The organism is Bacillus sp. FSL L8-0099 (genome assembly GCF_038006385.1).
In the GTDB taxonomy this organism is placed as follows: Bacteria; Bacillota; Bacilli; order Bacillales; family Bacillaceae_G; genus Bacillus_A; species Bacillus_A toyonensis.
Genome location: NZ_JBBOVC010000001.1, coordinates 5,347,535 through 5,361,162, shown reverse-complemented (window position 1 = coordinate 5,361,162; position 13,628 = coordinate 5,347,535). Strand labels below are relative to the sequence as shown.

The following is a 13,628-nucleotide window of genomic DNA, read 5'->3' as shown; positions in this document are numbered from 1 at the left end:
ACCTCTTTTTTATCAGTGTTGACACATAAAAAGAGGTTCAGACACATAAACAGGCTGTGGAGAAGACTTTCTCCACAGCCTGAAAATAACCTCGCTAATTGCGAGGTTATTTTTTTATTATTTTACTTTTTTCTTTTTAAACTTGCTTAATACTTCATAAACGATTGGAACGATAAGAAGTGTTAATAACGTTGAACTTGTTAATCCACCAATTACTGTTACACCAAGTCCTTTAGAAATTAAGCCGCTGCCTTCGAATCCTAATGCAAGCGGGATAAGAGCCCCGATTGTTGCAATTGCAGTCATTAAAATTGGACGAAGGCGTGTAGCACCAGCTTCTAGTAATGCTTCACGTGTGGATAAACCTTCATTTTCTTTATGAATAACACGGTCAATAAGCACGATTGCGTTTGTTACAACGATACCAATTAACATAAGCGCACCAATCATTGCAGATACACTTAACGTTTCACCAGAGATTAGTAAGGCAACGAGTGCACCAATGATTGTGAATGGTAGCGAGAATAAGATCGCAAATGGTGCAAGGGCACCACCAAATGTAACGACAAGAACGAAGTATACAATGGCAATCGCAGCTAACATCGCTAAGCCAAGTTGTTTGAATGATTCTTGAATATCCTTTGTAACGCCTCCCATAGAAACGTCTACACCAGAAGGAAGATCCATTTTATCTACTTCTTTTTGAACTGCAGCAGATGCTTTTGAAACGTCATCCGATGTTAATTTCGCACTAACTTCTGCATAAACGCGACCATCACGATGTTTTACTGTGTTAGAAGTTTCACCTTCTTTTACAGTCATCACATCTTTAACAGCAATTTCATTGCCAAGTGGTGTTGTAATTTTTCGATTTGTTAAATCATCGATTGTATCATAATTTTGTTTTTCAGCTTCTACATATACATTTACATCTTTACCGTCTTTTTTAATTGTTGTTAAAACAGGGCGATCATGTTGATTAGAAAGACCCATTCCAATTTGAGCGGCCGTTAGACCCATTTTACTTAGCTTTTCTTGATCTGCTACTAAAGTGTACTCTGCATATGTTTTTGCAATACTAGAGTCTATGTCTTTTAAATCTTTGTTTTTCTTCATGATATTTTGAAGATCTTTTACGACAGGCTTAATGTCTTCCGAGCTATCTCCGTAAACGTATAGTTTAATTTCATTACTACCGCCACTTGCTCCGAAATCTTGGTTTTTCCATTCGCCTTTTCCAGACATCTTTTGTAAATCTTTCACGACTTGTTCTTTTTCTTTTTCAAAGTTTTTCGTATCGTTATCATATTGAACGAAGAACATTGCTTGATTTGATTGACCAGGACTCATTGGGTTTTCGCCACCTAATGAGAATTGAATTGTTTTGACGTCTTTATTATTTTGGAAGTGCTTCTCAGCTTTCGTTGCAATTTTTTCAACGTCTTCTAATGTTTGACCTGGCTCTGGATTGTATGTTGTAATAATCATTTTTTCTTCTTCAGAAGGTAAGAAGCTTACACCGATAATCGGCACAAGTGCGAGACTACCAACTAATAGAAGGACAGCGATACTTGATGTAATGATTTTATGATTTAAAGCCCATGCAAGTATGCGTTTATAACCGTTTGCTAATTTACTTGGTTTCTCTTCATGATGTACTTCTTTTTCTCTCATGCTCTCTTTTTTAAATAAAGAATGAGCTAGCATTGGTACGATTGTAACTGCTACTAGTAACGATGCTAATAAAGCGAAGACGATAGTTAAGGCGAATGGTAAGAACATTTCACCAATCATACCTTTTACAAGTCCAAGAGGTAAGAATACAGCAATGGTTACAATAGTAGAAGACATAATTGGGACAAACATTTCCTTCGTAGCTTCACGAATTAAATCTTTTCCGCGTAGTTTCTCTTCTGATAACGACATTCTTCGGTAAATATTTTCAATAACAACAATTGAGTCATCGACAACGCGTCCGATAGCGACTGTCATTGCTCCAAGCGTCATAATGTTAAGGGTAATATCCATTTGCTTTATAACTAAAACAGCAATTAATAAAGAAAGTGGTATAGAAACGACAGAGATTAATGTTGTTCGGATATTTCGTAGGAACAACATAATAATAACAATCGCAAAGATAGCCCCGAAAATTGCTTTGCTAAGCATTGTTTCAACCGATTTCTCAATCGGTGCACCTTGGTCGAATGTTGAGATGATTTCTAAGTCTTTATATTTTTTCTCAAGGTCTTTTACTTTATCTTTCACTGCATTTACAACATCAACCGTATTTGCATCAGCAGCCTTCACAATTTGAATTCCAATGGCTTCTTTTCCATTCGTTCGAGAAATAGATTCTGCTTTCCCAACTTCTTTAATGTCAGCAATTTCGTCTAATGTAACTGTTGGAATTCCATTCATAGCGGCTGGATTCATTTGCGGCGTTTGTGCACCGGCTCCAGCATTTTGATTACCTTGAGCGCTAGGTGCTGAAGGTACAGCTGGGATTTTTAGCTCTTTTAATGCTTTAATTGTTGTAATATTTCCATCTACAATAACTGATTTTTCCGTGTCTTTAAATGTATATAAGCCAAGTGGTAAAGATACATCCGATCCTTTAATCACATTTTTTACAGTATCTTCACTTAAACCTAATTCTTTCATCTTATCTTTCTTGAAAACAAGTTGTACTTCATCTACTTGTTGACCTGAAATTTGAACAGATGCAACACCATCAAGTCCTTTTAATCCTGGAACAACATTTTTTTCTACATTTTCTGTTAACGTAGCTAAAGATTCATTTTTACTTGCTACACTTAACGAAATAACAGGAAAGGCATTAAAGTTTACTCGTGAAACTTTCGGATCTTTTACGCCTTCAGGAAGTTTCACATTCGCGAGAGCTTCTTTAATTTCTGTTTCGGCCTTTTCCATATTTTTATCAAAATCATACTCTACTTGAATAGAAGATGCGTTTTGAAAAGATGATGAACTCACAACGTTTACACCGCTTAAATTTTGCAATTGCTCTTCCATCGGTTTTGAAACTTTGTCAGCTACTTCTTCTGGTGTAGCACCAGGATAAACCGTAGTTACTGTTACAACAGGTGTTGTAATATCAGGAATTGTTTCCAGTTTCATATTAAGCCCAGAATATATCCCTGCAATGGTAACAATAATGGTTAGTAGCCAAACTGCGAACTTATTTTTTAATGAGAAATTGATGATTTTGTTCATGTTTGCGCTCCCTTTATATCGTATTGACCAACTGGTCAGTCTAATACATAATATAACTGACTGATTGGTCAGTAGTCAATGAAAAGAGATGGTATAATAAAATCAAATTCGAGTTTATAATATGATGCGAGATTAAACGTAGGAGAGAAGATATGAAAGAAAAAGAGCGCTTAATTATAGAGATGGCTATGAAGTTATTTGCGACTAAGGGTGTAAATGCGACATCAGTGCAGGAAATTGTGACAGCTTGTGGTATATCTAAGGGAGCTTTTTATTTATACTTTAAATCGAAAGATGAGCTTTTATTAGCAACACTTCGATATTATTATGACAAGATTCAAAATAAAATGACGGATATTGAAAAAGAATCACTATTACCGCGTGAAAAATTTGAAAAACAATTGTGCTGCCAGTTTAATGATATACAAAAGCATAAGGAATTTATTATTATGCATGCGAGGGAAAATGCTATTCCATTTAATAAAGAAGTAGAAGAATTTATGATGCGGATGAAATTGGAATCTCATGCATTTTATCGAAATAGTTTGTTGTCTATTTATGGTGACAAGGTTATGCCGTATTTATTAGATTTAGTAATTATGGTAGAAGGGATCTGCCGTGGATATTTAGAATTAATTATTTTACAAGCGCCAGAAATTGATTTGTCCTATGTATCGGCTTTTATTTTAAAAAGGGTGGATCATTTAGTAGATGGACTTATAGAATCTTCGGAAGAACCTGTTTTACATGAAGAAAGACTTGGAGAGTTTCTTTGTAAATCAGAGCTTATTAAAGAACAAGTTAAGGAGCATTTTTTAAAAGAAATAATTGTTTTTAAGTGTACATTAGCTGATCAATTAGAAGATGATGAATTACTTATTACGCTAGATGTTTTAGAGGCAGAAATGAGATTGCCAAATCCAAGGGTCCCAGTCATTCAAGGGATGTTGTCTAATTTAGATGTATACCCAAATTTAAAAGAGTTCCGTTTGAGACTTATGGGGTATTACAATATAAAAAGGTAACAATGATAGTTTTCATTGTTACCTTTTTTATTATGCATTCACTTTTTCTTTTTTCTGTGCAGCCTCTTCTTGTTCAATATTGATTGTCTCTTTCACGATATAAATCGGACGGTTTTTACTTTCGTCATAAATACGAGCAATATACTGACCGACGATTCCAAGACCAAGTAACTGAATACCGCTAAAGAATGTAATAGCAACCATAATGGATGCCCAACCTGTTTGAGTACCATCACCGATGATTTTCACAGTAATTGTATACAGCAAGACAATTATAGAAATGAGAACTGATAATAAGCCTAAAGACATAACAATTCGTAACGGTTTTGTCGAAAAGGCAATGATACCATCTGATGCAAATTTAATCATTTTCTTTAATGGATATTTTGTTTCACCAGCAAAACGCTCGTCACGTTCATATTCAACATACGTTTGGCGGAAGCCAACCCAAGACATCATACCGCGAATAAAGCGATTTCGTTCTGTCATTTGATTGAACACATCAGCAACTTTGCGATCGATGATTCGGAAATCACCTGTATCTTTTGGGATATCGATATCAGACATATAGTTTAAGAATTTATAGAAATATTTAGCAGTTAAAAGTTTAAACCAAGTTTCACCTTTACGTTGTTTACGTTTTGCATAAACAACTTCATATCCTTCTTCCCATTTGGCAATAAGCTCAGGAATAACTTCTGGTGGATCTTGTAAATCTGCATCTATAATTACAATAGCGTCACCTTTTGCAGCAGCAATACCCGCTGTAACAGCTACTTGGTGTCCGAAGTTACGTGCAAAATTAACAATTTTTGTACGGTAATCATTTGCTGCAATCTCAGATAAAATGTCCATTGTACGATCTGTACTGCCATCGTTTACAAAGACAAATTCATAATTAATATTATTTTGAAGCATAACGGACTTTAAACGATTATAACATTCCTGTGCTACTTCTTCCTCGAAGTACATAGGAACTACAACCGAAATTAATTTTTCCATGTTGTATCCTCCGTAGTTTTAATAAGTTGCTTAAGTTTAATTGGTAGCCTGTTCAGTTTGGTTGAATGTCCAAATTTTATTAAGGATAAAATTTATAACCATTCCAACACCAATTGCGAAGATTTGTGCAATAAATGCATTAAAGGTAAGTTTATCTACTAATATAAACAAACATAATGTATTAAAAGCCAATACAATTAAATTTACAGTTAGAAATTTAAAGAACATTGACGTGCTTTTATTATTAGGTTTAAACACCCAATTTTTATTCCAATAATAGCTATTGGCAACACCAATTAAATAGGCAATGGTATTCGCAACAAGATAGTTCATCCCGAGCTTTACCAATATCCCAAAACTAATAATTGTAATGAGTGTATTAAAGATTCCTACTAAACCAAACTTTAAGAGTTTTTCCATAATATTATCCTCATTTTTATAGAATATATAAATAAAATAGGTGAACAGCGTTATTGTTTATATTTCACAATTACCAATTATAACATAGTTTGTATTAAGGTGTTATATGTTTTAAATGGATGTTATTTTGAAATTATAGAATAGTTTTTCTAATAATTAAGGAATTGTTATTTATAATTTGAATACTGCGTAATATAAAATCAAATATGGAAATTATGATTATATTAAGGTATAGTAGCAGGTAGTGTAATTCAAATATATTTTTTGAATGTGCGTCATTAATCAAAGAGTATAGAATGGATAGGAATAGACACTATAAAATTATATTTTGGGAAAATATAATTTTTTTTTTTATAAATAGTTTAAGGAGTGAGTTTTGGTGGAAAGGTTTTCAACAGGGTTATCAACTTTTTCTACGCGTGCTGTATATGGCATTTATAGTTTTTTCGTTGCTATATTAATTTTCGATTATTTCTCAAATACTGGAAAATATAATTATGTAATGATACTAGTCGGATTTTTATTTTTATGTACGATCGGAAACTTTATACTTAGAAAGGGATCGCTATATCTTGAAAGAGTAAACGAGAAAATATGTCTTTCGGCATTGTTAATTCTTTGTGTAATAGTTAAATCGGCATGGATTCTTACCTACAAGATTCATCCAATTGGTGATTATGCAACCTTTTTCTATACTGCAGAGGCGTTAGGACAAGATTTTGTTATTAGCAGTAGATATGTAGCGTTATTTCCACATATTTTTGGTTATGCTTCATTCTTAAGTATTTTTCTAAAAATATTCGGGTCAAGCTATATGATTCCACCTATTATTAATGTTGTTTTAACTACAATATCAATGGGATTAATATATTTTATAGCTAGAAAAATTGGTGGAGTGAGAACAGCTATAACAGCGAGTGTTTTATGGATTCTCTTGCCATCGCAAACAATTTATAATATGTTTGCAATTTCAGAACCGTTTTATTGTACAATATTGTTATTAACTTGGGCAATTATGTTAGTTATTCATGAGAAATTCCAAAATATAACTATTAAAAAGATTGTTGTGTACTCAATTCTATTAGCTGTATTACTTGCTTTAATGAATATGGTAAGGCCAATTGCAGCAGTACCAATTATAGCTTTAGCAATATGGATGTTTATTATAGATACAAAACATATCGGTAATAAAAAGATGCTTATTAACAAGATAACTTATGTAGGTGTTATCGTTATTACATACTTAATGCTCTCTTCGGCAATAAATCATTATATAACATTACGTTTAGGTGAAGATATAGCATCAGTACCAGGGTACAATATTCATGTAGGATTTAATAAGGCGGCTTCAGGATCATGGAACCAAGCCGATTCAGACCTACTATTTTATTACAGTGATAAACCAGGATGGAGCGCAGACGATGCTCAAAAACAAATGCTCGAAGAAGCTAAAAAGAGGATAAAAAACGATAATATAGATTTCGGGAAACTATTTTATGATAAATTTATTATCTTTTTAGGTAACGATAGTCAAGCTGTCTCATATGCAGGGCCAGGACTAGATCATGAAGTACGATATAATATAATAACGAATGTTTTTTATTACTTTTTACTAGCTACTTCATTGTTCGGAGCATTATTAGCTATAAAAAACAAAAATAAATCTTCACTTTTCATTATTTGTTTATATACAATTGGGCTAACAATGGCACAAATGATAGTAGAAGTGGCACCGAGATATCATTATTCAGCTACAATACCTATGATACTTCTAGCTGCTTTTGGTATTAATTATATATACAACAAAAAAGAGATGTAGATATAGTAAAAGGATAAATAAAAAAAGCAATTGTTTCAAAAGGGAGCATATGAAACCTTTTGGAAGCAATTGCTTTTTTATTTTTAAAATTTGAAGGATAAGAATTTACATGTGTTTGGAAGGACAGCTTATCGAGAAAAATAAATATCCCCTTGTATAAATGATATACCATGTAAGGGGATATTTATTAAGAATTAAGCTTTTTGCTGAGCCCATTCTTCTATATTCCAAACTTTTGTTACCCAATCTTCATAAAAGTCCGGTTCGTGGCATACAAGAAGAATTGTTCCTTTATATGCTTTCAACGCCTTTTTTAGTTCCTCTTTTGCTGTAACATCAAGGTGGTTCGTCGGCTCGTCAAATAGTAACCAGTTGCTGTCTTCTCCCATTAGCTTACATAAACGAACCTTTGCTTGTTCACCACCGCTTAATTGGTTCAGTGGACGAGAAATATGTTCATTTTTCAAACCGCATTTTGCTAGCATTGCACGTACTTGGTGTTGGTCCATGCTAGGGAATGTATTCCAAACATCATCAATTGGTGTTATATTATCAGCTTTTACTTCTTGTTCGAAGTATGATGGATTTAAGAAGTCACCAAGACTTGTTATTCCGCTTAATGGTTTGATCTTACCTAAAATTGTCTTTAATAGTGTTGACTTACCGACCCCATTACATCCAACGATTGCAATTTTTTCACCACGTTCGATTGTCATCGTTAATTTTGGTAATAACGGATGTGTATATCCAATCTCTACATTTTCTCCTTCAAAGACGAATCGGCTACTTGCGCGACTCTCTTTAAATGAGAATTCAGGTTTAATTGCTGTTTCAGGACGATCGATACGTTCCATACGATCGAGTTGTTTTTGACGACTCTTTGCACGACCTGTCGTTGAGTAGCGAGCCTTATTTTTCGCAATAAAATCTTCTTGTTTTTTAATAAATTCTTTTTGTTTTTCGTAAGCATTAATATGTTGGTTTTTATTAATTTCCGCAAGTTCTAGGAATTTTTCATATGTCGCTGTATAACGCGTCATTTTTGTAAACTCTAGATGGAAAATAATATCGACACATTTATTCATAAATTCCGTATCATGGGAAATTAATAGGAATGCATGTGGATATTCTTTTAAATAATTTGTTAACCAATGAATATGTTCAACGTCTAGATAGTTGGTAGGTTCATCTAATAGTAATACTTCTGGTTGTTCAAGTAGTAATTTTGCAAGTAACACTTTTGTACGTTGTCCACCACTTAATGCGGCAACATCACGATCTAAACCAATTGCGTCAATTCCAAGACCACGCGCTGCTTCCTCAATTTTCATATCTAATAAATAGAAACCCCCTGCTTCAAGAGCATCTTGTATTTCTGCCATTTGCTCAAGAAGCTCTTCTAATTCTTCAGGTGTAGCAGTTCCCATTTTTTCTGTAACTTCATTTAAAGCTTTTTCTTGTTCAAATAAAGGTAAAAACGCATCTGCTAATATGTCACGAATTGTGCGGCCAGGTGTTAAAATTGTATGTTGGTCTAAGTAACCATAATTTGTACCAGGTGTCCATTCAACTCGGCCTTCATCATGGATAAGTTGACCAGTAATTATATTCATAAATGTTGATTTACCAACACCGTTTGCTCCAACTAATCCAACGTGTTCTCCTGCGAGTAAGCGCATGGATACATCTTTAAATAATGTACGATCACCAAATGTATGGCCTAATTTTTCAACAGTTAATAAGCTCATAATGTCCTCCGTTCAATTCTAAATAGTGTCTTGAATCATGATACTAAATTCTTCGATATAATGCTATCATTTCAAAAATGTATATTTTTTCAAATAAGGAGTTGCATTATTTTGGAAAAAATATATAATATAATTGAACAGTGGTTAATTAAATCGTGAGGTATAAAAAATGTCGCCAAGAAGAGCAGTCAAACAAGAGTTAACAAGAGAAATGATTATGAACGTAGCAAGAAATTTATTTGTACAACAAGGATATCAGCACACTTCAATGCGTAAAATTGCGACGGAACTAGGGTATAGCCATGGTTCAATTTATTACCATTTTAAAAATAAAGCTGAACTTTTTTATGCGATGGTAGAACAAGACTTTCAATTGTTAAATGAAAAGTTAGATGAAATTAGTAAAAGAAACTTATCTCGAGAAGAGCAGTTAAAAGCAGTTTTATTTGGTTTTATAGAGTTTGGTTTGAAAAATCAAAGTCATTATGAAATTATGTTTTTAATTAAAAACGATGAGTTAAAGGAATGTTTGGCAGACGGCCCAAATGTTAGTTATGAAAAATTTGCAAAGGTTGTTTTTTCTTTATGTAATAAAAAAATAGATACAATGACGATATGGTCTGTCTTTTTATCATTACATGGGTTTGTCGCACATTATTGCGGAAGTGGGCAAACATTTGAAGAATTAAAGGGGCTTGCTCAAGTGCATGTAGAGTTTATTTCAAAATCGCTTCTAATGTAGGTGATTTTCTTTTTGTTATTAATTGAACAGTGGTTAATTAATTAGAGGGGGAACTTATGATGAGAAAAGCGTTAGTACTGGGGGCATCAGGAGCAATGGGATATGCGATTACAAAGGAGTTATGTAATAGAGGGATTGATGTAGTTGCCTTTGCAAGAAATAAGGAGAAGTTGGAGAATTTATTTCAAGGAGAGGAACATATACAAACAGTAGCAGGAGATGTATTTGTAAAAGAGGATATAATAGATGCGGCGAAAGGTGTAGATGTTATATTCCATGCTGTAAATATCCCATATTCAGATTGGGAAAAGAAGCAACATAAACTATTAAGAAACATATTGGAAGTAGCAAAAGAGAGTGATAGTAAGTTAGGGATCGTTGATAATATTTATGCATATGGAAGGCAAAATCAAAGGCTGGTTAAAGAAGATGCTGAAAAGAATCCTCATACGAAGAAGGGGAAAATACGATTACAACTTGAAGCGATGGCAAAGCAGAGTAGCGTCAAAATGTTTATTGCTCATTTTCCTGATTTTTACGGTCCAAATGCGGAAAGCACACTTGTTCATCATACTTTACATGGCGTACTTGCAAATAAAGTGTCTAGCTTTGTTGGAGATAAGAGAATTGCACGCGAGTATATTTTTACGCCCGATGGCGCAAAAGCGATGGTTGAATTAGCGTTATGTGAGGAGGCTTATGGACAACAGTGGAACATACCAGGTTGCGGTGTCATTACCGGAGAAGAGATGATGCAATATATACGCGAATTGACGGGATATACAAAACAAGTTATGACCGTAAAAAGAGGAATAATAAAGTTAATGGGTTTATTTGATAAGCAGATGAAAGAATATGTAGAAATGCTCTATTTGACAGAAAAACCGGTTGTATTAAGTGGAGAAAAATATGAAATGCTCATTGGGAAAGTACCTAAAACATCTTATCGCGAAGGATTAGAGGAAACAATCTTATCTATGCAAAAGAAATAAAAGGTGTAACCATTTCATAGAAATGGTTACACCTTTTTCATATGAGTTTATTTTAAATATCCACGAATAATCCCGCGTAAACGATTTGCATGGAATTTACGTTTATCATTAGAAATATTTTGTGTCATACGGAATGTGGCAGCAGCAACAGCACGTAAGAAATAAGGGAATCCATAATGTAAGCGAATCACTCTGCCAAAACCGCCAGCATAAGAAATGGCACGTTTTAATGATTGTTCATTTATAACTTCTTCTTTTACAGGATGGTATACGAACAGATCTTTTCTAAATAAACCAGTGTGGTCTTTTTTCATACCGCGTAGAACAAAGTCGGTTTCTTCACCAGCTCCATAAATCGTTCCAGAGCCAACACCTAAATCCTCGTCGAATGTACCTACATCTTGTACAAATTGTTTTGTAAAGAATAGTGTAAAAGAGGGACCTAAAAATCCATATTTGTTATTAAGAATAATGTCTGTATTAGGTGCAAGTATTAAAGAACCAGTTCCTTCAACATTAGTAGTGTTTGTTGATATAAACTGAACATCGTTATTAGATTTGAAAGTTTCTAATATACTTTCTAAAACATTTGTTTCATAAATACAATCGTCATCTGGAAAAGCGATGATATCGCCATCCGCTACTTTTAATCCAGTATTTCGAGCTCTAGATAACCCTTTAATAGGTGTATAAATGTAGTTAATAGAAAATTTTTCTTTATATTCATCAAAGAGATCCGAGATTGGAGTATCATTTTGATCTACTACGATGAGTTCAAAGTTTTGGTAAGTTTGTTTTTCAAGTGATTTTAGTAAGTCAAGAATATCATCACGTCTGCCACAAGTAGCCATGATTAAAGAGAATTTCAATTTTAACAGCTCCTTTAAGAATTACGTTTAAGCTTTTTTAAATCGTGCTTGTATTTTTTCTATTAGAGTAAAGAGAATTTCATCCTTTGTTAAGAAAAGGATAAGAGCATATGTTAATCCGCATGCTACCATGACTAGGAGAACTTGTAGTATTTGTCCAGATACGAACATACGAATAACGAATGCTATTGGTACAAATGTTAGTGAATAAAATAGATATTTAAGTTTTTGCATATCAAATAATGTATAATTCACTTTTAATTTCTTTTTAACATAAATATATTCAAGTACAATTAATAAACTGTTAGCAATTGTAGTTGTGAAAATTGCTGTCGCTGGTGTAAGCACATGGAAGAATATTAGTGCAATATTAGATGCTAGGTTAATAAACCCGCAAATGAATAAGAAGCGTACTAAAATACCTTCCTTCTTTTTAACATAAATAATTTGATTCGATAAAATAGATTCAATACCAACTGTAATCATATAGAAAGCGAACACAATTAATGTATTACCAGCCCCAGCAAATTCTGATCCACCATAAATGACAACAGCTCCGTGAGCAATGAGCATTAAACCAATTGCGGCGGGAAATAGGGTAATAAAATACACTTTTGAAATTTTGTTTAACAAAGATTCATACTCACTTTCAGATGCATTTCCTGATAAGTAAGAAAGCCGTGGAATTGTTACTTGTACAACGCTTAACATAAGTGTATTAATAATGGTCATAATTTGAAAAGCCATAACGTAGTAAGCGACCTCTGCTTTTCCGGCGTATTCACCTAACACAAGACGATCTAATTGTGTATATAAAATATTAGCATTTGAAAAAATGACGACTAATAGCAACGGTTTTAAATGCGGGATAATGGTTAAGTTAGAAAAATCAAACTTAACTTGGCGTTTCACATATACAAAGCTAATAGAATGATTTAAAAATGTTGATAGTGCTAATAAACCTGCGAATGTTTTATAATCATCCACTCCATGAACTAGGCAGAAAAGCAGTACAACATAAATTAGTCGAACAATAACTGTTTTTTTAGTGATGAAGTCATAATTTTCATATGCTTCATTGAACCATTCCACATAAAATAGATTGGAAATAAAATTGAAGCCAAAAATAAGAAGAACAGGAAATAAGCTTTCATTTCCATATCCAATATAACTAAAGGCTAAAAAAGCACATAAAGCTAAAAGGCTAGTTGTAACATTAATTACATAGAGACTTGTGAATAATTGAGAAACTTTCTTTTTATCATTTTTAATTAAGCTAACTTCACGTAAGCCATATTGATATACACCAAAAACCGCGAATATGAAAAAGTAATTAAAAATAGTTTCAGCAAAGTTAACAGTTCCCATTGAATTGGCTCCTAGCATGCGGTATGCGTATGGACCAACTAAGATGGGAAGTATAATGTTAAACGTATTGAGTAGTATTTTATAAAAAATATTTGAAACAATAGACTTTTGCATAGTTTCACCTTTCCATTAAAGTAATACAATTTAATTAAAATGCGTTTTATATTAAAGTTTTTAAGTAGGGATAATTACTTCAACTAAAATGAAATTGTTTTTCGTTGGTAAAGAATAATGATCGTTTTTTATTGTATTTTGATATAGTAAAAAACAAGGCGTTTTCTACACAACTTGCAAATTTTCAAATTAGTTTGCTGACCGCCCGTATAAGTGTACCTTACATAAACTTTGTAAAGCAACTATTCCTCGATTAGAAGCGAGTTATAAATAGAACTTTATACACTAGAAAAAG

10 protein-coding genes are annotated in these 13,628 nt (G+C 33.0%); 4 read left to right on the top strand and 6 right to left on the bottom strand.

The genetic code is table 11. The features are described from left to right. Nucleotides 1-117: 117 nt before the first annotated feature. The gene (locus MHH42_RS27370; RefSeq protein WP_016107335.1) at nt 118-3,234 is read right to left on the bottom strand and encodes an efflux RND transporter permease subunit; all 3,117 of its coding nucleotides are present in this window, start codon (nt 3,232-3,234) and stop codon (nt 118-120) included. A 152-nt stretch (nt 3,235-3,386) separates the two neighbouring features. Here MHH42_RS27370 and MHH42_RS27365 point away from each other — a divergent pair, with 152 nt between their 5' ends. Next, complete coding sequence (locus MHH42_RS27365; protein ID WP_070174014.1) at nt 3,387-4,259, top strand: TetR/AcrR family transcriptional regulator; 873 nt, start codon at nt 3,387-3,389, stop codon at nt 4,257-4,259. 30 nt (nt 4,260-4,289) lie between these two features. Here the strand turns inward: MHH42_RS27365 and MHH42_RS27360 are convergent, their stop codons facing one another. Together MHH42_RS27360 and MHH42_RS27355 are read right to left on the bottom strand one after the other, a co-directional pair. Further along, nucleotides 4,290-5,261 carry a glycosyltransferase family 2 protein gene (locus MHH42_RS27360; protein ID WP_000413116.1) on the bottom strand — a complete coding sequence of 324 codons (972 nt, stop codon included), beginning with the start codon at nt 5,259-5,261 and terminating at the stop codon, nt 4,290-4,292. Between the two features lie 36 nt (nt 5,262-5,297). Continuing rightward, nucleotides 5,298-5,681, bottom strand: a complete 384-nt coding sequence (locus tag MHH42_RS27355) for a GtrA family protein (RefSeq protein ID WP_000413274.1) — start codon at nt 5,679-5,681, stop codon at nt 5,298-5,300. 379 nt (nt 5,682-6,060) lie between these two features. Here MHH42_RS27355 and MHH42_RS27350 point away from each other — a divergent pair, with 379 nt between their 5' ends. Beyond that, entirely contained in the window at nt 6,061-7,500 is a 1,440-nt protein-coding gene (locus MHH42_RS27350) for a glycosyltransferase family 39 protein (RefSeq protein ID WP_000439394.1), read from the top strand. A 194-nt stretch (nt 7,501-7,694) separates the two neighbouring features. On the opposite strand, the gene MHH42_RS27345 is transcribed toward MHH42_RS27350, so the two are convergent. Then, entirely contained in the window at nt 7,695-9,248 is a 1,554-nt protein-coding gene (locus tag MHH42_RS27345; RefSeq protein ID WP_340894671.1) for an ABC-F family ATP-binding cassette domain-containing protein, read from the bottom strand. Nucleotides 9,249-9,417: 169 nt separating this feature from the next. Between MHH42_RS27345 and MHH42_RS27340 the strand changes: the two genes are divergently transcribed. Further along, complete coding sequence (locus MHH42_RS27340; RefSeq protein WP_016107332.1) at nt 9,418-9,990, top strand: TetR/AcrR family transcriptional regulator; 573 nt, start codon at nt 9,418-9,420, stop codon at nt 9,988-9,990. A 56-nt stretch (nt 9,991-10,046) separates the two neighbouring features. Then, a complete protein-coding gene (locus MHH42_RS27335; RefSeq protein WP_002046064.1) occupies nt 10,047-10,982 on the top strand; it encodes an SDR family NAD(P)-dependent oxidoreductase in 936 nt (311 codons plus the stop codon). 47 nt (nt 10,983-11,029) lie between these two features. Here the strand turns inward: MHH42_RS27335 and MHH42_RS27330 are convergent, their stop codons facing one another. Next, complete coding sequence (locus MHH42_RS27330; RefSeq protein ID WP_016107331.1) at nt 11,030-11,851, bottom strand: glycosyltransferase family 2 protein; 822 nt, start codon at nt 11,849-11,851, stop codon at nt 11,030-11,032. Between the two features lie 27 nt (nt 11,852-11,878). Further along, nucleotides 11,879-13,333: an oligosaccharide flippase family protein gene (locus MHH42_RS27325; RefSeq protein WP_016107330.1), complete on the bottom strand. Its 1,455-nt coding sequence runs from the start codon at nt 13,331-13,333 to the stop codon at nt 11,879-11,881. Nucleotides 13,334-13,628: the final 295 nt, after the last annotated feature.